The organism is Pseudomonas sp. FSL W5-0299, assembly GCF_005930655.1.
In the GTDB taxonomy this organism is placed as follows: Bacteria; Pseudomonadota; Gammaproteobacteria; order Pseudomonadales; family Pseudomonadaceae; genus Aquipseudomonas; species Aquipseudomonas mandelii.
Genome location: NZ_RXHX01000003.1, coordinates 123,617 through 141,353 on the forward strand (window position 1 = coordinate 123,617; position 17,737 = coordinate 141,353).

The 17,737-nt window shown below is 59.2% G+C and carries 18 protein-coding genes and 6 pseudogenes; 9 read left to right on the top strand and 15 right to left on the bottom strand.

Annotation, left to right across the window (positions count from 1 at the left end):
- Positions 1-6: 6 nt before the first annotated feature.
- From merA to merT, 4 genes are read right to left on the bottom strand one after another with little or no spacing between them, the layout of a single operon-like run.
- Positions 7-1,686: a mercury(II) reductase gene (merA, locus tag FHL16_RS06150; protein WP_031633059.1), complete on the bottom strand. Its 1,680-nt coding sequence runs from the start codon at positions 1,684-1,686 to the stop codon at positions 7-9.
- Between the two features lie 32 nt (positions 1,687-1,718).
- Positions 1,719-2,153 (bottom strand): organomercurial transporter MerC, encoded by a 435-nt coding sequence (merC, locus tag FHL16_RS06155; protein ID WP_003131881.1) that lies wholly within the window; start codon positions 2,151-2,153, stop codon positions 1,719-1,721.
- Positions 2,154-2,165: 12 nt separating this feature from the next.
- The gene (gene merP, locus FHL16_RS06160) at positions 2,166-2,444 is read right to left on the bottom strand and encodes a mercury resistance system periplasmic binding protein MerP (RefSeq protein ID WP_003131880.1); all 279 of its coding nucleotides are present in this window, start codon (positions 2,442-2,444) and stop codon (positions 2,166-2,168) included.
- A gap of 13 nt (positions 2,445-2,457) precedes the next feature.
- Complete coding sequence (gene merT / locus FHL16_RS06165; RefSeq protein WP_017849617.1) at positions 2,458-2,808, bottom strand: mercuric ion transporter MerT; 351 nt, start codon at positions 2,806-2,808, stop codon at positions 2,458-2,460.
- A gap of 71 nt (positions 2,809-2,879) precedes the next feature.
- Between merT and merR the strand changes: the two genes are divergently transcribed.
- Positions 2,880-3,320, top strand: a complete 441-nt coding sequence (merR, locus tag FHL16_RS06170) for an Hg(II)-responsive transcriptional regulator (protein ID WP_003131870.1) — start codon at positions 2,880-2,882, stop codon at positions 3,318-3,320.
- Positions 3,321-3,482: 162 nt separating this feature from the next.
- On the opposite strand, the gene FHL16_RS34005 is transcribed toward merR, so the two are convergent.
- Positions 3,483-3,698, bottom strand: a complete 216-nt coding sequence (locus FHL16_RS34005) for a co-regulatory protein PtrA N-terminal domain-containing protein (RefSeq protein ID WP_017849619.1) — start codon at positions 3,696-3,698, stop codon at positions 3,483-3,485.
- A 195-nt stretch (positions 3,699-3,893) separates the two neighbouring features.
- Positions 3,894-4,010: pseudogene (locus FHL16_RS34360) on the bottom strand (type II toxin-antitoxin system RelE/ParE family toxin); the annotation flags it as partial.
- Positions 4,011-4,272: 262 nt separating this feature from the next.
- Here FHL16_RS34360 and FHL16_RS06185 point away from each other — a divergent pair.
- The 5 genes and pseudogenes from FHL16_RS06185 to FHL16_RS06200 all read left to right on the top strand — a co-directional run.
- Positions 4,273-4,530 (top strand): annotated as a pseudogene (locus FHL16_RS06185) (MerR family DNA-binding protein); the annotation flags it as partial.
- Positions 4,531-4,573: 43 nt separating this feature from the next.
- A pseudogene (locus FHL16_RS06190) lies at positions 4,574-4,819 on the top strand (IS66 family transposase); the annotation flags it as partial.
- Between the two features lie 13 nt (positions 4,820-4,832).
- Positions 4,833-5,287 (top strand): annotated as a pseudogene (locus tag FHL16_RS34365) (DDE-type integrase/transposase/recombinase); the annotation flags it as partial.
- Positions 5,288-5,601: 314 nt separating this feature from the next.
- The gene (locus FHL16_RS06195; protein ID WP_033979951.1) at positions 5,602-5,934 is read left to right on the top strand and encodes a DUF2790 domain-containing protein; all 333 of its coding nucleotides are present in this window, start codon (positions 5,602-5,604) and stop codon (positions 5,932-5,934) included.
- Between the two features lie 159 nt (positions 5,935-6,093).
- A pseudogene (locus tag FHL16_RS06200) lies at positions 6,094-6,854 on the top strand (OprD family outer membrane porin); the annotation flags it as partial.
- 36 nt (positions 6,855-6,890) lie between these two features.
- On the opposite strand, the gene FHL16_RS06205 reads toward FHL16_RS06200, so the two are convergent.
- Together FHL16_RS06205 and FHL16_RS06210 are read right to left on the bottom strand one after the other, a co-directional pair.
- Positions 6,891-7,160: a hypothetical protein gene (locus FHL16_RS06205; RefSeq protein ID WP_033979952.1), complete on the bottom strand. Its 270-nt coding sequence runs from the start codon at positions 7,158-7,160 to the stop codon at positions 6,891-6,893.
- A 135-nt stretch (positions 7,161-7,295) separates the two neighbouring features.
- Complete coding sequence (locus FHL16_RS06210; protein WP_011154388.1) at positions 7,296-8,345, bottom strand: DNA-binding protein; 1,050 nt, start codon at positions 8,343-8,345, stop codon at positions 7,296-7,298.
- Between the two features lie 186 nt (positions 8,346-8,531).
- On the opposite strand from FHL16_RS06210, the gene FHL16_RS06215 reads away from it, so the two are divergent.
- The gene (locus FHL16_RS06215; protein WP_077747747.1) at positions 8,532-9,542 is read left to right on the top strand and encodes a tyrosine-type recombinase/integrase; all 1,011 of its coding nucleotides are present in this window, start codon (positions 8,532-8,534) and stop codon (positions 9,540-9,542) included.
- Between the two features lie 145 nt (positions 9,543-9,687).
- Here the strand turns inward: FHL16_RS06215 and FHL16_RS06220 are convergent.
- Both FHL16_RS06220 and FHL16_RS06225 read right to left on the bottom strand, forming a co-directional pair.
- Positions 9,688-10,239 (bottom strand): annotated as a pseudogene (locus FHL16_RS06220) (CSS-motif domain-containing protein); the annotation flags it as partial.
- 116 nt (positions 10,240-10,355) lie between these two features.
- Positions 10,356-11,228: a LysR family transcriptional regulator gene (locus FHL16_RS06225; RefSeq protein WP_010460697.1), complete on the bottom strand. Its 873-nt coding sequence runs from the start codon at positions 11,226-11,228 to the stop codon at positions 10,356-10,358.
- 78 nt (positions 11,229-11,306) lie between these two features.
- On the opposite strand from FHL16_RS06225, the gene FHL16_RS06230 reads away from it, so the two are divergent.
- Together FHL16_RS06230 and hppD are read left to right on the top strand one after the other, a co-directional pair.
- Complete coding sequence (locus FHL16_RS06230) at positions 11,307-12,245, top strand: DMT family transporter (RefSeq protein WP_077747749.1); 939 nt, start codon at positions 11,307-11,309, stop codon at positions 12,243-12,245.
- Positions 12,246-12,494: 249 nt separating this feature from the next.
- Positions 12,495-13,571, top strand: coding sequence for a 4-hydroxyphenylpyruvate dioxygenase (gene hppD, locus FHL16_RS06235; RefSeq protein ID WP_010460695.1), 1,077 nt, complete (start codon positions 12,495-12,497; stop codon positions 13,569-13,571).
- A gap of 127 nt (positions 13,572-13,698) precedes the next feature.
- Here hppD and rarD read toward each other — a convergent pair whose 3' ends face one another.
- The 5 genes from rarD to FHL16_RS06260 all read right to left on the bottom strand — a co-directional run bounded on the left by rarD (position 13,699) and on the right by FHL16_RS06260 (position 17,641).
- Positions 13,699-14,580, bottom strand: coding sequence for an EamA family transporter RarD (gene rarD / locus FHL16_RS06240; RefSeq protein WP_010460694.1), 882 nt, complete (start codon positions 14,578-14,580; stop codon positions 13,699-13,701).
- Positions 14,581-14,682: 102 nt separating this feature from the next.
- The gene (locus tag FHL16_RS06245; RefSeq protein ID WP_077747750.1) at positions 14,683-15,636 is read right to left on the bottom strand and encodes a D-2-hydroxyacid dehydrogenase family protein; all 954 of its coding nucleotides are present in this window, start codon (positions 15,634-15,636) and stop codon (positions 14,683-14,685) included.
- 13 nt (positions 15,637-15,649) lie between these two features.
- The gene (locus FHL16_RS06250) at positions 15,650-16,675 is read right to left on the bottom strand and encodes an alpha/beta fold hydrolase (RefSeq protein WP_010460690.1); all 1,026 of its coding nucleotides are present in this window, start codon (positions 16,673-16,675) and stop codon (positions 15,650-15,652) included.
- Between the two features lie 85 nt (positions 16,676-16,760).
- Complete coding sequence (locus tag FHL16_RS06255) at positions 16,761-17,195, bottom strand: YqaA family protein (RefSeq protein WP_077747751.1); 435 nt, start codon at positions 17,193-17,195, stop codon at positions 16,761-16,763.
- A complete protein-coding gene (locus FHL16_RS06260; protein ID WP_010460685.1) occupies positions 17,195-17,641 on the bottom strand; it encodes a DUF411 domain-containing protein in 447 nt (148 codons plus the stop codon). The genes FHL16_RS06255 and FHL16_RS06260 overlap by 1 nt, the downstream gene beginning before the upstream one ends.
- Between the last annotated feature and the right edge of the window lie 96 nt (positions 17,642-17,737).

Below are 17,737 nucleotides of genomic sequence, written 5' to 3' on the forward strand. Positions count from 1 at the left end.
CTCTCATTACCCTGCGCAGCAGGACAATTGTTTGACGTCTTTGTTAAAGGTCTGTGCGGCGAGTTTCAGTCCCTCGACCATCGTCAGGTAGGGGAACAACTGGTCAGCCAATTCCTGCACGGTCATACGGTTGCGGATGGCGAGTACCGCCGTCTGGATCAGTTCTCCTGCTTCCGGGGCCACAGCCTGCACTCCCAGCAGTCGGCCGGAGCCCGCTTCGGCAACCAACTTGATGAAACCCCGCGTGTCGAAGTTGGCCAACGCGCGCGGCACGTTGTCCAGGGTCAAGGTGCGGCTGTCGGTTTCGATCCCGGCGTGCTGCGCTTCGGCTTCGCTGTAGCCGACGGTGGCCACTTGCGGATCGGTGAACACCACGGCCGGCATGACGTCGAGATTGAGCTTGGCCTCGCCGCCGGTCATGTTGATTGCCGCGCGGGTGCCAGCCGCTGCCGCGACGTAGACGAACTGCGGTTGGTCGGTGCAGTCGCCGGCCGCATAGATATCCGCTGCGCTGGTGCGCATGCGCTCGTCGATCTGGATGCCGCCGCGCTCGTCCAGCTGCACGTCGGCCGCTTCCAGGTTCAGGCCTTGGGTATTGGGCGTGCGGCCGGTGGCGACGAGCAGTTGGTCGGCACGTAACTCACCATGGTTGGTGGCCAGTACGAACTCGCCGTTGGCGTGGGACACCTGGCTGGCTTGCGTTTGCTCCAGCACTTCGATGCCCTCCATACGGAAGGCCTCCGTCACCGCCGCGCCGATGGCCGGGTCTTCGTGGAAGAACATCGCACTGCGTGCCAGGATCGTGACCTCGCTACCCAGCCGGGCGAAGGCCTGCGCCAGTTCCACTGCCACTACGGAGGCGCCGATCACGGCGAGCCGCTTAGGGATTGTATCGCTCGCCAGTGCCTGGTCTGAGGTCCAGTACGGCGTGTCTTTCAGTCCTGGAATCGGTGGAACGGCCGCGCTTGCGCCGGTGGCGACCAGGCAGCGGTCGAAGGCTACGATGTGCTCGCCACCCTCGGCCAGTTTCACGCTGAGCGTGTGGCCGTCCTGGAAACGGGCGGTGCCGCGCAGCACGCTGATCGCCGGCGTGCTCTCCAGGATGCTTTCGTACTTGGCGTGGCGCAGTTCGGCGACACGGTCTTGTTGCTGCGCGAGCAGACGTTCGCGTAGGACGGTCGGCGTCATGGCGGAAAGCCCGGCGTCGAACGGGCTCTCGCGGCGCAGATGGGCCACATGCGCGGCACGAATCATGATCTTGGAGGGCACGCAGCCCACGTTGACGCAGGTGCCGCCGATGATGCCGCGCTCGATCAGGGTGACGCGGGCACCGCCTTCCACCGCCTTGAGCGCGGCCGCCATGGCGGCGCCACCACTGCCGATGACCGCGACGTGGAGCTTGTCGCCCTCTTTCCCGGCGTCAGTGCTGCTCAACCAACCCCGTGCCTTATCGAGCAGGCCAGGACGGGCTTGTACCATGGCGTCTTCGAACGCCGCTCGATACCCCAGGGCCTCGACAGCGGCCTGCATCTGCTCACGGCTTGCGCCCTCGTCGACCTTCAGTTCGGCCTTCCCGCTGGCGTAGGAAACATCCGCCCGATGCACGCCCGGAATCTTCTCCAAGGCCTCTTTCACATGCACGACACAGGAGGCGCAGGTCATACCAATGATTTTCAGTTCGGTCATTTCGTTACTCATTAGATCGTCTCTTGTCAGGTTCACTGGTTTGGCGGCGTCGGACAGGCATCCGGCCCACAACGGCGATGAGCGGGCGACACGAGATCCCATATCGACACCCCAAACATGAGGGCCAGGCCGATATAGAGCAGCCAACCGCTCCGCCAGCCATAAGCCCGCATAAAAAATACCGCTGCCAGTACCAGGGTAGGACCGATCAGGCCGAGCGCAGTCCGTCGCCACTGCCGATGATTGAGCCAGCCGAGGGCATTGACGAGCAGAGCCAGTCCAGCAAACAGAGGCAGCAGCGTGGTGATGAACAGGCCTTCCCACTGGCTCAAAAAGCCCAGACCGAACGCGGCCCCCAGACTAGCAAGGGCGGGAAAGCACATGGCGCAGCCTATGGCAGAAATCAGCACGCCGACGGAGCCGGCTTTGTCACCGATCCGCGTGAACAGATTGAGAGGATTTGCCATCGGAAGTCCCTCCTATTGCTTGACGCTGGACGGATAGCCAGCGTCCTCGGTCGCCTTAGTCAGCGCCAGGGCATTGGTCTTGGTATCGTCGAAGGTGACGATGGCCTCGCGGTTCTCGAAACTCACCTCAGCCTTGGTCACGCCATCGACCTTGGTCAACGCCGTCTTCACCGTAATCGGGCAGGCGGCGCAGGTCATGCCCGGCACCGCCAGGGTGACGGTCTGCGTGGCCGCCCAGACGGGTGTGGCGACCAGGCTGGCGAGGGCTAAGGATGCGAGCAGTTTTCTCATGGTGAACTCCTGATCAGTAGAACAAGGGAAGGATGTAGGGGAAGCCGAGCGCGACCAGCACCAAGGCCGCCACCAGCCAGTACAGCAGCTTGTAGGAGGTACGTACCTGAGGGATGGCGCAGACCTCGCCCGGTGCGCAGGCTTGAGCGGGGCGGAAAATGCGCCGGTAGGCGAAGAACAGCGCCACCAGTGCCGCGCCGATGAAGAGCGGGCGGTACGGTTCCAGCACGGTCAGGTTACCGATCCAGGCCCCGCTGAATCCCAGTGCGATCAGAATCAGCGGCCCGAGACAGCAAGCCGAGGCGAGAATCGCCGCAAGCCCCCCGGCGACAAGAGGGGCGCGCCCGTTTGATGGTTCAGACATGCATTTCTCCTTTCGAGCATTTGATCGATGGTTTAAGGTTAGTCCCGTAGTCATGTACGGAATCAAGCGGTATGAAAAACAATTTGGAAAGCCTGACCATTGGCGCTTTCGCCAAGGCGGCCGGGGTCAACGTGGAAACCATCCGGTTCTATCAACGCAAGGCGCTGTTACCCGAACCGGACAAGCCCTACGGCAGCATTCGCCGTTACGGTGAGGCGGATGTCGCCCGGGTGAAATTCGTTAAATCCGCGCAACGGCTGGGCTTTAGCCTCGATGAAGTGGCCGGGCTGTTGAGGCTGGATGACGGTGCTCACTGCGATGAAGCGCGTGTGCTCGCCGAGCAGAAGCTTGGGGATGTGCGTGGCAAGCTCGCGGATCTGCGACGGATCGAGTCAGTTTTGGAGCAACTGGTTCACGACTGTTGTGCGAGCCACGGGACTGTTTCCTGTCCGCTGATCGTTTCGCTGCATGGGGACAACTCGGGCGTTAACCGAGGATTTCCCGTTGCGTAAGGCGCCCCTGTTGGTCGGCTTGCGCTTAGAAAAAAGCGGCGCTCAATGAGCGCCGCTGAATGGCCAAAGGAGCACTTGCAAAGGGCACAGTTTGGTATTGCTATTTGCCCTCGCGCCTCAGCAGAGTGGGCTCACGTTGCATCTGGTCGAGTAGCACAGGCTCTACTTTGCAGGCGGACAGGCGGGCTGCGCTTCGCTACGGCCTGCCGCCGTGGGGCCCAGTTGCTTAATCTCCTTGACGGTTTCCGCCACCAGGGTCGCTTCAGCCCTCTCGCGTGCAGCAATTCGCTCAATCGCTCGGTCGCTCCCGCCCTCGGCCCATACGGTGGATGACAGCAGAGTCGCACCCACTACCAGCAGCAGTCTTAGGTGTTTCATAACGGCGATCTCCTCTCGGGTTTTCGATCCACGATTCAACTCTACCTCCGTAGTTAAGTACGGAATCAAGGAGAGAGGAGATGAAGGTCCTGGATTATGGCGCTGAGAGGAAATGGCAGGGCTCCGCCATGAAGACGGCGATTGCTTCAGGGCCGTCTAGGGCTGCTGCTGGGTCGTAGTCGTAAATTTTTTCGCTCATTCTGACCTCCACTCGCTGGCGAGTTTTTTAGCCGCTTCAATATCACGGCTTTGGCTGCTTTTGTCGCCGCCGCACAACAGCAAAACGAATTCATCACCTCGCTGCTGGAAATAGGGGTTGGGGGAGCAACGGAACAGAAAGTGCACTTAAGCTCAGTCGCTGCCCCGCAAACCCTTGCAACGTCTGGATAGTTTCGAAAAACGACCGTTTTATGAAACCGTTTCCGCTATCGCGAGGAAAGGTCACCAACACCCGAAAATCAGTGCAATAAACCTTTCTCACGAATCAAAGTTCGTTAATTCGCAGTCGCTGACGAGTAAAACGAACTCTAATTCGGCTTACGTTGGTTTTCAGTTCCATTGCTCCCCAACCCCCGATGTCGCCCGGGTGAAATTCGTAAAGTCCGCGCAACGGCTGGGCTTTAGCCTCGAAGAAGTGGCCGGGCTGTTGAGGCTCGATGACGGCGCTCACTGTGATGAAGCGCGCGTGCTCGCCGAGCAGAAGCTTGGGGATGTGCGTGGCAAGCTCGCGGATCTGCGACGGATCGAGTCTGTTTTGGTGCAACTGGTTCACGACTGTTGTGCGAGCCACGGGACCGTTTCCTGTCCGCTAATCGTTTCGCTGCATGGGTAAAACGCTCTGCGTTGGCCAGTGGTTGTGAAGGGAACCAGCGGACAAGGTCTACGGCTGCCGCGGCTGTGAAGCCGCACCGGTCACCGCCGACAAACCGGCTCAACTGATCGAAAAGAGCATGGCCAGTCCTAGCGTCCTGGCGATGCTGTTGATCACCAAATACGTCGATGGTCTGCCGCTGCACCGCTTCAAAAAAATCCTCGGTCGTCACGGCGTCGATATCCCCCGCCAAACCCTGGCGCGCTGGGTGATCCAGTGCGGCGAGCACCTGCAACCGCTGCTGAATCTGTCTACGAAAACAGCCCGGCGTGCCGCGTCGGCACGAAGGCCGTATTGCGGTGCAAACCAGCGATACGCGTTGGTGCTCGGACGGCTTTGAGTTCCGCTGCGAGGACGGAGCCAAATTGAGCGTAACCTTCGCCCTGGACTGCTGTGATCGCGAGGCCATCGGCTAGGTCGCGAGCCCGACCGGGTACAGCGGCGATGATATCCGCGACTTGATGCTGGAAAGCGTGGAGAGGCGCTTCGGTGATCAACTGCCCGCCACGCCGGTGCAATGGCTAAGCGATAACGGCTCGGCGTACACCGCCGACCAGACGTGCCTGTTTGCTCGACAGATCGGCTTGCAGCCGGTGACCCCCCAGTTCGCAGCCCGCAGAGCAACGGCATGGCCGAGAGCTTCGTGAAGACGATCAAGCGTGATTACGTGGCGCACATACCTAAGCCGGATCGAGAAACGGCACTACGTAACTTGGCCAATCCCTGTGATCCTGCGTGGTCGTCTTACTTTGCCCAACGTCGAGCTGCGATAGACGTGGATTGATTGCCCGGTACTAGACCATGGTGCTGACGAAAGACTTGAGCCGGATGAGGCGCGACTCTCATGCCCGGTTCTTTGGGGGCGGTGGCGCAGTAATGCGCTGCTGTTACCCGACGAAAGTGTACTTAAGCCCTACCATCTTATCTCGGCGCCATAAACCAGGACCTTCATCTCCTCCCTCCTTGATTCCGTACTTAACTACGGAGGTAGAGTTGAATCGTGGATCGAAAACCCGAGAGGAGATCGCCGTTATGAAACACCTAAGACTGCTGCTGATAGTGAGTGCGACTCTGCTGTCATCCACCGTATGGGCCGATGGCAGTTCCGATCGCCTGTACGGTAAGATGATCCAGGCCAACGAGCAATCCATGCGCGAATACGCTAGCGCCCAAGGCAAGAACCCGCCAGAAGTCACTCACTACCGCTATGGCATGAAGCTCGACATCGCCAAGGTCATTCACGTCACGTCGACCAATGGCAACTGCGATGTGATGCCTGCGCAAATGACCTACGAGGATTCGAGCGGAAACCTGCATATTCTGGAGTACCGCGTATCAGGAACGGATTGCAGGAGCCAGCACTGAGCATTGTTGACGTGTTGCTGACGGAAAAGTAATTTTCACGTCACCCTGACGTTATTTTGCATGTGGAAGTATGTAAGAAGCGCACCCGGCTATGCCCGGCGCGCTTCGGCATATACACAACCGCACAATGAAAAATCTGCCAAAACATCAAGAGCGTTTATGAACAACAAGGCCCTGTTGGGACTTTCTCAGATCGTCTTGAGCATCAGCGCTGCGCAGGCTGCAATGGCCGCCGAGGAAAAAGGCGAGGGATTCATCGAAGGCAGCAGCCTGAGCATCCTCAATCGAAATTTCTACTTCAACCGTGATTTTCGCAAAGGCCAGTCCAGCAGTACAGGAAATGGCTACTCGGAAGAATGGGCCCACGGAGTCATAGGCCGATTCGAGTCGGGCTCGGCCAGGCCGAGGACAATTACTCCAAGCTCGGCGGCGCCGTAAAGACCCGTTTCCTGGACACTGAAATCAAAGTAGGCGATGTCTTCCCTGTCACGCCTGTCGTGCAGTACGGCGATTCGCGACTGCTTCCGGAAAGCTTCCGCGGCGTCACCGCATACAACACCAGTGTCGAGGGCTTGGTGCTACAGGGCGGACGCCTGCACGCGATGAGCCAACCCAGCTCCAGCAGCATGCGGGATGATTTTGCAACCTTCTACGCAGGCGAAGTCGGCTCTCCGTGGATAGTCGGCGGTGATTACACACCCAACGACAACCTTGGCTTCAGCCTTTACACCAGTTGTCTCAAGGATGCCTGAAACCAATACTATACCGGCACTACCTGGAGCTACCCGCTTGCAGATGATGTCGCCTTGGTCGGTGGTTTGAATTACTACAAGGCCGTCGATGAGGGGAAGCAGCTCCTCGGCAGTTTTGAGAACGATACCTGGAGCGGCAAGGTCGGCCTCCGTGTCGGGGCGCACACCGGCGAGGGACGGAGACGGCCGACGTGAACCAGATCGCTATTGTGCCTTGCTATCGCCCTTCGGGGACTCCATTCCAATGTGTTGGTTCATGTTCTCCATCATTGTATTGCAGTTTTTCATCATCTTGGACATTTCCTGCATGTCCATCATCGGCATATGGTTGCCGTCCATCATGTGCATGTCCTCACCCTTATTTGTCTCGGCACTGCTTTGGGCGGGGGCTTTGGCCTGTTCGGCAAATCCCGTGGCAACAGTTCCAAGGGCTATGAAGGTAGCAAGGACGGTGTAGGTAATGGCGTTACGCATGGCGACTCTCCTCATCTACGACCTTGGTTTCCAGCCAGGCTGTGTATTGAAGAGTTGATTGCTCCACTGTCCTCCTGTTTGGCTCCTTTGGTTTGGAGGATGGTTTCAGGCGCCTGAGGTAGGCGCCTTTTTCGGTCAACAAGTCTTCGGCTTCATCGCTCTGGACTCTGCGAGCTGGCTTGACAGCACCGCGTTGTCTTGCACGAGAAGCTGCTTTTCTGTGGCCAACTGGCTCAATTGGCTTTCAGTTTGGCTTAAGCGTTCCGCCAGCAGGCTTCGCTCCCGTTCATTGACGGCCAGGTAAGTCCGCGTCTCAGCCAAACGCTGCTCACCTTGGCCATGGCGCTGCTCCAGTGCCTGATGCGACTGTTGCAAGTCGGTGAATTGAAGTAAGACGTGTTCATGCGCAATCTGACTCTGCGCGAGCGTCGCTTGCGTCGTGAGCAGGGTGCTCTCTAGACGATCATGGTCCTGCACCAGGCGTTGTTCCTGCGCCTGCAGTTCGCCCAGGCGGGTTTGCTGCGCGAGCAGACGCTGCCGGAGCGCTGCCAATTCGTGTTCCAGGCGCTGCTGGCGTTGCTCAGTGGCCTGGCGCTCGTCGCTGCGTTGTTGCGCGACCGATGCCTGGTAGTGCTCAAACTGCTCCCGCGCTTGTTGCAGTTGCCGGGTCAGTGCGGCCGCCTCGGCGGCGCGGTCAGCCAGACGTTGTTCGAGCCCGGTCTTTTCACTGCCCAGGCTGGCCAGGGCGATCTCCTGACGCTGCAGGGTGTCAGCCAGCCCCTGGCTGCGCGTAGTGGCTACGGCAAGTGCCTGGGCCTGCTGCTCCTGAACGCTGAGTTGCGCGTCGCGCTCGACGAATGCCTGCTGCAACTGTTCCTGCAACGCGTCGGCCTCTGCCTGGTGAGCCGCTACGGCCTGCTGGAGTTGGACGGCCGCCTCCGCCTGAACTTTTTCGTACAGTCCTTTCAGCGCCAGGACCAGCTCCGCGGGCAATCCCAGTTCGGCCTGGGCCAGCGTGCCGGGATGCGCGGCTTTCCAACGCTTTAACAACGGAGCAATCGTGCTTTTGCTGCCCGTCCCACCCAGGGCGACGCGGATGCTGTCAATGGTGGGGTTGTGGCCCGCAGCCACCAGTTGGGTGGCCGCCTGGGCAACATGCAGGTAGAGGACGCCGGAACGGGCCATGAACACCTCGGATTTTTTCGTACCGTATTATGGAAAACGTAATACAGCAATTTAAGTACAGAATAGCTCAACCTTGAGTAACTGCTGCTTGGCCCACGATAAGCGCGGTTATCGTGAGTTAAGTCATCGCGATCGAGGGTTGTGTCTATAATCTGCGGTACACATGGCCTAAACAGGCGCTTCGTGATGACAGCCGGCAATAATGACGAAAACCTCCCCACCAGGCGGCACGAAGAGCCGACAGTACTTGCGCGTACCCCCGGTACGCTCACCACCCCCGAACAATTGGCTGAGCAACATCAGCGTTTTCTCGCCGCCGCGACAACCGACAACACCCGGCGCACCTACCGCTCGGCCATTCGCCACTTTCTCGCCTGGGGCGGCGTGCTGCCGTGCGATGAAGCCGCGCTGATTCGTTATCTATTGTCTTTTGCGGAAGTATTGAACCCGCGCACCCTGGCCCTGCGCCTCACGGCGCTGTCGCAATGGCACCGTTATCAGGGTTTTCCTGACCCTACCGCCAGCGCCACCGTGGGCAAAACCTTGCGCGGTATTGAGCGGGTGAACGGGCGGCCTCGACAAAAAGCCAAGGCCCTGGTCCTAGAGGATCTCGAACGCATCGTGGTGCACCTGAACACGCTCGACGGACTGGCGACACTGCGGGACAGTGCACTGCTCCAGGTCGGGTATTTTGGTGCGTTCCGGCGCAGCGAATTGGTCACGCTGGAGATGCAATACCTCGAGTGGGAGCAGGAAGGTCTACGGATCACGCTGCCCCGTTCCAAGACCGATCAGGAGGGCGAGGGACTCGACAAGGCGATCCCATACGGCGACAGCATCTGCTGCCCCGCGACAGCGCTACGCCGGTGGTTGGACGCGGCTCAGATCGTTCAGGGGCCACTGTTCCGGCGCATCAGCCGCTGGGGCGTACTCGGCGAGGTGGCACTGCACGAGGGCAGCGTGAATACCATCCTGACGGCACGTGCCGAAGCCGCAGGGCTGTTGTATGTGCCCGAACTGAGCAGCCACAGTCTGCGTCGGGGACTGGCTACCAGTGCGCATCGGGCTGGGGCGGATTTCCTTGAGATCAAACGACAGGGTGGCTGGCGGCACGATGGCACCGTACACGGCTATATCGAGGAAGCTGGAGCTTTCGAGGAGAATGCGGCTGGCTCGTTATTACGACGCAAACCGTAGCCAAGGTTTGTAAGCAGGGCTGGTTAGAATCCCAAGTGGCCACCCTCTATTCTCGACCGTCCTTCCGCAGCACATGAGCAGTTCCCTTAAAAACAGTTACTTACAGAACGAATGTCCTAATTTTTGGCTTATCTCGGCACGCCCCCCAGTTGGGACCGACTTGCAGCAACAGGATCGTCTTGCGACCAATCATGCGCAGCACGTTGCTCAGGTGATAACCGTCCAGCGTACTTAAAGCTCCCTGTTTTCCTTCGCCCAGTCGATACACCAGTATCGCAGTGTCAGGCGTGACCAGGTTGCCTTTCATCAGTAGCAACCGGCCTTTGGAGTAGTCGCCGGCACTGAGCTTTTCGTGGTAGTCACCGAACAAAGAACTGCAATAAATGCTGTCGTCCCACACCAGATTCGTCGCGCGCACGAATGGACCGCGGGTGACCTGTTCACGCAGGGCCAATTTGACGTCTTTGCAGTTTTGGCCGGCCAGCGGCAGCAGTTCTCGTGCCGCCTGGGCGTTACGGTCGAGCATCAGTTCGAATTGGCGGATGGCTTCTTCGGCCGTCAGCTCGGTGCTCTGCTTGAGCGCACGCTCGGCCTGCATATAGAGAATGACAACCCCCAACAGCACCGGGAGTACCCCGCTCAAAACGGTCACAGCCATTCGTTTGCCGCGTTTGTGGGTCTTGGCGTTTAGTGGCATTCACAAAGCCTGTGACGAAGGGATACGGCTCTCAAATGCAGGGAGGACAACGGCACGCCTCCCAAAAAAGAGTTCAGGTAGTGGGCATGATAGATGGCTGTCGGTACTTATGCCGGTCAACGATAGTCAAGGTTTGTAGCCATTTGGATAAACGCCAGCGTTGCGGGCGACGATTGACGTTGGTCGAGCACTGCCAGGCCCACCTGCCGATTGACGGATGGAGACAGCGGTTTTTTCACGTAGCGGCTGTCGTTGTCGTCGGGCAACGAACCTTCGGCGACCACGGTCACGGCATCGCCTCGGCCTACCGTGTCGAGGGTGCTGAGCAGCTGCGAGCAGCGATAACGGATGTTCGGTGTCAGCCGGGCAGCCGTGAACAGCCGTGAAACCAGCTCCGAAGACCCGGCTTCGGTCAGCACGAACGGGTCGTGACACAAGTCGCTCAAACTCAGGCTGTCGCGACCGGTCAGCGGGTGATCGGAGGGCAGCAGCGCGACCATCCGGTCTTCGATCAGCCTGAAGGTATCGAAGCGATCTTCGGGCAGCACCACGAAACCGATATCGATTCGTCGTTCTTCCAGCCACTGGATAATCTGCCGGTCCGGACCCTCGTCGATGTGCACTTCGATACCGGGGTGAGCGGCGCGGTAGTGCGCCAGGATCTGTGGCAGCAGTTTGATCGATGAGGTGGGGCCGAACGAGCCGATGCGCAGGGTGCCGCGCTTCATCCCGCGAGCGTCGGCGGCTTCCTGGCGCAAGGTGTCGGCCAACCCGAGCATGGCCCGGGCGCGCGACAAGAGCTGTAGACCGATGTCGCTCGGCTCGACTTGGGACTGGTGGCGCCGGAACAACTCCACACCCAATTCCTGTTCCAGCGACTTCAAGGCATGCGACACCGCCGATTGGGAGATCCCCAGCCGATTGGCCGCCGCCGTGAACCCGCGCAGTTCGGCGACCAGCGAAAAAATCTCGAGTTGTGTCAAGGTCATGAGTCTTTACTCATTTTACGATGATCATGCATTAGTCAAATGATACGTCATCTTCCCTGACTGAAGTCCTTGCACCTCATGAATGCTTACGCGCAAACAACCTCATCGGATGTGCCGGTTTATTTGAAACTCGCCGCCGTCACCATGATCTGGGGCGGGACGTTCGTGGCTGGCCGGTTTCTCGCGGACAGCCTCAGCCCATTGTTCGCCGCCAGCCTCAGATTCCTCCTGGCCAGCGTGGCATTGCTGCTGTTTTTGCTGCTAGCCCGCGTACCACTGGCGAAGCCGAGCCCCGGGCAGTGGCTGCAACTGGCGCTGCTGGGGTTCTTCGGCATCTTCTTCTACAACCTGTGCTTCTTTTATGGACTGCATTACATCAATGCATCGCGAGCGTCATTGATTGTGGCGCTGAACCCCGCCGTGATCGGACTGGCGTCGTGGCTGCTGTTCAAGGAGCGCTTGAGTCGGGCGAAGGTTATCGGGATCGCGATCTGTATCGCCGGGGCAAGTCTGGTGATCGTCAGTCGCAACCCGCATTTACTGGTCGACAACGCCGACGCGTGGATCGGTGACCTGCTGATTTTCGGCTGCGTGCTCGGCTGGGGGATTTACTCGCTGTTCTCCAAAGAACTGAACCACTCGCTGGGGCCGGTGCAGACGGTGGCGTATTCGATTCTGCTCGGCACCCTGATGCTGTGGGTGGCAAGTGCGATACGGGGTGAACTGAGTGTTAGCGCGCTCATGAGCCTCGGTCCGCAGCAATGGATGAGCCTGATGTACCTGGGTGTATTGGGCTCGGCGCTGGCCTACATCGGCTATTACGATGGCATTCGCCAAATCGGCGCGACACGTTCGGGGGTGTTCATTGCCCTGAATCCGCTGACGGCGGTGATCCTCGGCGCGTTACTGTTGGGCGAGCAGTTGACGCTGACGATGTGCCTGGGAGGCGGGCTGATTCTCGCGGGGATTTTCCTGTGCAACAAACCCCTTGCGCGAGCAGGGAAAAAGGGGATTTGATACAGAAGGCGGACAAACCTATTTACGCTGTGTAGAATCGGGTTACGCATACAATAATAATCGTCTTCTGCCAGCAGAAGCCTCGCCCGCATCAGCCTTGGGTCGACAATGAAAAGTTTTGGGTTTCAATTGATCTACGGTGACTTCCTCGCCCGCAGCGTGCGGGGCATCTCCTGCGCGCCACCCGCCGGCTTCAGCATTCTTAGCAACTAACGTTCCGTTAATTCTAAAAAATGATGAGGCGCCAAAATGGCAGATTTATACGAAAACCCAATGGGCCTGATGGGCTTTGAGTTCATCGAGTTCGCATCGCCGACCCCGAACACCCTGGAGCCGATCTTCGAGATCATGGGCTTCACCAAGGTCGCGACCCACCGCTCCAAAGACGTGCACCTGTATCGCCAGGGCCAGATCAACCTGATCCTCAACAACGAACCGCACAGCGTTGCTTCGTACTTCGCGGCCGAGCACGGCCCATCGGTGTGCGGCATGGCGTTCCGCGTCAAGGATTCGCAACTGGCCTACAAGCGCGCGCTGGAAATCGGCGCCCAGCCGATCCACATCGAAACCGGGCCGATGGAACTGAACCTGCCGGCGATCAAAGGCATTGGCGGCGCGCCGCTGTACCTGATCGACCGTTTTGGTGAAGGCAGCTCGATCTACGACATCGACTTCGTGTTCATCGAAGGTGTTGACCGCAACCCGGTCGGCGCCGGTCTGAAAATCATCGATCACCTGACCCACAACGTGTATCGCGGTCGCATGGCGTATTGGGCCAACTTTTACGAGAAGCTGTTCAACTTCCGTGAGATCCGTTACTTCGACATCAAGGGCGAATACACCGGCCTGACCTCCAAGGCCATGACCGCGCCGGACGGGATGATCCGCATCCCGCTGAACGAAGAATCGTCCAAGGGCGCCGGGCAGATCGAAGAGTTCCTGATGCAGTTCAACGGTGAGGGCATTCAGCACGTGGCCTTCCTCAGCGATGACCTGATCAAGACCTGGGATCACCTGAAAAGCATCGGCATGCGCTTCATGACCGCGCCACCGGAAACCTACTACGAAATGCTCGAAGGCCGCCTGCCGAACCACGGCGAGCCGGTCGATCAGCTGCAATCGCGTGGGATCCTGCTGGACGGTTCGTCCGAGTCGGGCGACAAGCGTCTGTTGCTGCAGATTTTCTCGGAAACCCTGATGGGGCCGGTGTTCTTCGAATTCATCCAGCGTAAAGGCGACGACGGTTTCGGCGAAGGCAACTTCAAGGCACTGTTCGAATCGATCGAGCGTGATCAGGTTCGCCGCGGTGTACTCGCCACCGATTAAGCCGCTTCACCGTTAAAACTGCAGGAGTGAGCCTGCTCGCGATAGCGTCGTCAAATTCAACATCATTGTTGACTGGCAGATAGCTATCGCGGGCAGGCTCACTCCTGCATTTGGTTTTGTGTAGGGCTTAAGGTTTGCGATGCCGAACCAGGTGCTTGAACCCTTCAAACACCAGCACTACCACCGCCAGCCAGATCGGAATATAAGTCAACCATTCCCCGGGCTTGATGCTTTCCCCAAGCAGCAATGCAACGCCCAGCAGCAACACCGGCTCTACATAACTCAACAGCCCGAACAGACTGAACGGCAACAACCGGCTGGCGATGATGTAGACCACCAGCGCCGACGCGCTGATCACTCCGAGTATCGGGATTAGCAGCGACAACCACGGGTGTTGATCAAACACGCCGAAACCCTGTTCGCCACTCTGCACGAACCAGAATGCCACCGGCAGCGTCAACGCCATGTCCAGCCATAAACCGCCAAGGTTGTCGGCGGCCAGGCGCTTGCGCAGGATGAAATACAAGGGATAGCCGATGCAGACCAGCAAGGTTGCCCAGGAAAAACCACCGACCTGATACACCTCGTTGATCACCCCAAGGCAGGCCAGCACCACGGCGATTTTTTGCAGATACGAGAGGCGCTCGCCATAGGCGATCCGCCCGGTCAGGACCATGGTCAGCGGCAACAGGAAATAGCCGAGCGACACATCCAGGCTGTAGCCGTTGAGCGGCGCCCACATGAACAGCCAAAGCTGCACGCCGAGCAGGGCAGAGGAGGCGATCAGGCCGGCGATCAGTTTGCGATTCCCTGCGATGCGCCGGAAAATCTCGACCACCCGTTTCCATTCGCCGGACACCATCATGAACACGGTCATGCACGGCACGGTCAGCAGCATGCGCCAGCCGAAAATCTCCACGCCGCTCAAGGGGGTGAGCAGCGAGGTGTAGTAATACATGACGGCAAACAGCACCGAGGCCGAGACCGATAAAGCGATACCTTTAGACAAACTGCCCTCGCGAGGTTGAACGTGAAACGGGCGCAGAGGATACGTGGTTTTCGCGTTCAGTATTGACCAACATCGATCGAGTGCGAGAGCGGCGCTTCGGTCTTAGCTCAGAAGGCGAATCGGCTCACCCGCCGACCACGCTTGAATGTCCTCGATCATTTGCGAAAAGAACTGATGGTAGTTCTGTTGGCTGACGTACCCGACATGCGGCGTTGCCAACACGTTGTCCAGCGTCCTGAACGGATGATTCACCGGCAATGGCTCGATGTCGAACACATCCAGTGCCGCCCCCGCGAGTCGATTCTTTTGCAAGGCCTTGATCAGCGCAGCCTCATCGACAATCGGTCCGCGGGCGGTGTTGACCAGCAGCGCCGAGGGTTTCATCCAGTCCAGCGCCTGGGCGTCGACCAATCCGCGGCTGCGATCACTGAGCACCAGATGAACCGACAGCACATCGGCCTGCTCGAACAGTTCCTGCTTGCTGACATAGGTCACGCCCACTTCAGCGGCACGTTCGGCCGTGAGGTTTTCGCTCCACGCGATCACCCGCATCCCGAACACCTGACCGAACTGCGCGACCCGTTGGCCGATGCTGCCAAGGCCAAGGATCGCCAGTGTGTTGCCGTGCAAGTCGCCGCCCAGGCCTTGCTGCCATTTCCCGGCGCGCAAGGCATTGGCTTCGGCCACGAGATTGCGGGTCGCGGCCATTATCAACGCCCAGGTCAGTTCTGGAGCGGCGTGTTTGTAGCTGTCGGTGCCACTGACCTGGATACCCAGTGCCGCAGCGGCCTTGAGATCCAGCGCAGCATTACGCATACCACCGGTGACCAGCAGCTTGAGTGTCGGCAATTGGCGCAGGAGGTCTTCATCGAAGCGGGTGCGTTCGCGCATTACGCAGATCACTTCGAATTTACCCAGGCGCTCCGCCAGGGTTGCGTTGTCGGAGGGGTAATCATGGATAAAACTCACCTCGCCGAGGCTGTGCAGCACTGACCAGTCGACCACGTCACGGGCCACGTCCTGCCAATCATCGATCACCGCAATCTGCACCGCCATCAGCCTTACCTCATTAACGCACGGGATTGGTTTTGTTCAGCCAGTCGAGCAATGCCTGGTGGAATTGCGCCGGTTCTTCCATCTGTGGCGCGTGGCCCATGCCGGGGAATTCAACCAGTGTGGACTGCGGAATCAACTTTGCCACTTGCTTGCCGAGCACGTCGTAATGACCGAGCCTGGCCTTGACCTCCGGGGAGGCAATGTCACTGCCGATGGCCGTGGTGTCGGACGTGCCGATCAGCAACAGCGTCGGCATCTTCAGGTCCTTGAACTCGTAGTACACCGGCTGGGTGAAGATCATGTCGTAGATCAACGCCGAGTTCCAGGCCACCTGTGTGTGCCCCGGGCCTTTGTTCAAGCCGGCAAGCATATCGACCCAGCGATCGAATTCAGGCTTCCAGCGGCCACCGTAATAGGTGTTGCGTTCATAGGTGCGGATGCCGTCGGCGCTGAGCTTGAGTTCGCGCTCGTACCATTGATCGACGGTGCGATAGGGCACGCCAAGGGCTTTCCAGTCTTCCAGGCCAATGGGATTGACCAGCGCCAGTTGCTCGACCTGATCGGGGTATTGCAACGCATAGCGTGTGGCGAGCATGCCGCCGGTGGAGTGCCCGAGCACGCTGGACTTCTGGATGCCAAGGGCTTTGAGCAGTTGCTGGGTATTGGTCGCCAGTTGCTGGAATGTGTACTGATAGTTGTCGGGTTTACTGGAGGTGCAGAAACCAATCTGGTCCGGCGCAATCACCCGGTAACCGGCTTCGCTCAGGGCTTTGATCGAACTGTCCCAAGTGGCGCCGCAGAAGTTTTTGCCATGCATCAACACCACGCTGCGCCCGTTGGCCTTGCCGTGGGCGGCGACGTCCATGTAACCCATCTGCAAGGATTTGCCTTGGGACTCGAACGAGAAGTGCTTGACCGTATACGGGTACTCGAACCCTTGCAGTTCCGGCCCGTATTCCGGGCCTTCGGCGTGAGCCAGAACAGGCAGTGCAGCGGTCAGAAACAGGCCGGGCAGCCAACGGGAGAGGGGAAGGGACATGGGTGAACTCCATAGAAAACCCGCCGATGCTGGATCGGCATGATTAGGGCGACATTAAAGACAGGCAATCGCCGCCGCCGATCGTTCAACCGATCCAGCCGAGCGTGGCCAGGGCCAGCACGCCATAACGAGCACCTTTGGCGAGCGTCACGATCAGCAGGAACCGCCCAAGCGGCTCGCGCATGACGCCGGCCACCAACGTCAGCGGGTCACCGATGATTGGCACCCAACTCAGCAGCAATGACCAATGACCATAGCGTTGATAGTGTTTTCGGGCCTGCTCCAGATGGCGCGGGCTGACCGGAAACCAGCGCCGGTCGCGAAACCGCTCGATGCGACAGCCGAGCCACCAATTCACCACCGAACCGAGGACATTACCCAGCGTCGCGACGGCCAGCAGCAACCATAGCCAATACTGTTCGCTGAGCAACAGCCCCACGAGCAGCGCTTCGGACTGCAACGGCAGCAAGGTCGCGGCACCGAACGCCGCGAAGAACAGCCCGATGTAGGCGCCACCCATCAATGGGCCGGGTAGTCCGCCACCACCACATCAGTGCCGTCCTTTTTCAGGCCGATCACTTGATAGGCATCGCTCATGCCGTCCATTTCCATGCCCGGCGAACCCATAGGCATGCCCGGTGCCGCAACACCCAGCAGGTCATTGCGTTTGCTCAAGGCCAGGACTTGATCCGCAGGCACATGGCCTTCGACGAATTTGCCGTTGATCAGGCCGGTGTGGCAGGACGCCAGGCGTGGAGGCACGCCGTGCTGCTGCTTGAATTCGCTCATGTTGGATTCGACGTGGTCTTCAACCTTGAAGCCGTTGGCCTCGAGGTGGCTGATCCATTTTTTGCAGCAGCCGCAGTTGGCGTCACGGTGGACTTCGATCGGGACCAGGTCGGCGGCCTGGGCCATGGAGGAGATAAAAAGGGCGCTCAGGGCGACCAGACGCAGGTGGATTCGCATGGGGGATCTCGTCTCGGGTTGCGGCCAAAAAGATGCATTTTGACCATTTTTTGCCGGGAAGAGATACGAGGTTGTTTCGAAGTAATACAGGTACGC

Coding starts and splice junctions, on each gene's coding strand:
- FHL16_RS06245 (WP_077747750.1), bottom strand. CDS start 15,636: ATGGCGGTGCAGATTGCGGTGATCGATGATTGGCAGGACGTGGCCCGT.
- merA (WP_031633059.1), bottom strand. CDS start 1,686: ATGACCGAACTGAAAATCATTGGTATGACCTGCGCCTCCTGTGTCGTG.
- merC (WP_003131881.1), bottom strand. CDS start 2,153: ATGGCAAATCCTCTCAATCTGTTCACGCGGATCGGTGACAAAGCCGGC.
- FHL16_RS06205 (WP_033979952.1), bottom strand. CDS start 7,160: ATGCGTAACGCCATTACCTACACCGTCCTTGCTACCTTCATAGCCCTT.
- hppD (WP_010460695.1), top strand. CDS start 12,495: ATGGCAGATTTATACGAAAACCCAATGGGCCTGATGGGCTTTGAGTTC.
- FHL16_RS06195 (WP_033979951.1), top strand. CDS start 5,602: ATGAAACACCTAAGACTGCTGCTGATAGTGAGTGCGACTCTGCTGTCA.
- FHL16_RS06215 (WP_077747747.1), top strand. CDS start 8,532: ATGACAGCCGGCAATAATGACGAAAACCTCCCCACCAGGCGGCACGAA.
- FHL16_RS34005 (WP_017849619.1), bottom strand. CDS start 3,698: ATGAAACACCTAAGACTGCTGCTGGTAGTGGGTGCGACTCTGCTGTCA.
- FHL16_RS06225 (WP_010460697.1), bottom strand. CDS start 11,228: ATGACCTTGACACAACTCGAGATTTTTTCGCTGGTCGCCGAACTGCGC.
- FHL16_RS06260 (WP_010460685.1), bottom strand. CDS start 17,641: ATGCGAATCCACCTGCGTCTGGTCGCCCTGAGCGCCCTTTTTATCTCC.
- merT (WP_017849617.1), bottom strand. CDS start 2,808: ATGTCTGAACCATCAAACGGGCGCGCCCCTCTTGTCGCCGGGGGGCTT.
- FHL16_RS06210 (WP_011154388.1), bottom strand. CDS start 8,345: ATGGCCCGTTCCGGCGTCCTCTACCTGCATGTTGCCCAGGCGGCCACC.
- FHL16_RS06250 (WP_010460690.1), bottom strand. CDS start 16,675: ATGTCCCTTCCCCTCTCCCGTTGGCTGCCCGGCCTGTTTCTGACCGCT.
- merR (WP_003131870.1), top strand. CDS start 2,880: ATGAAAAACAATTTGGAAAGCCTGACCATTGGCGCTTTCGCCAAGGCG.
- FHL16_RS06255 (WP_077747751.1), bottom strand. CDS start 17,195: ATGGGTGGCGCCTACATCGGGCTGTTCTTCGCGGCGTTCGGTGCCGCG.
- merP (WP_003131880.1), bottom strand. CDS start 2,444: ATGAGAAAACTGCTCGCATCCTTAGCCCTCGCCAGCCTGGTCGCCACA.
- FHL16_RS06230 (WP_077747749.1), top strand. CDS start 11,307: ATGAATGCTTACGCGCAAACAACCTCATCGGATGTGCCGGTTTATTTG.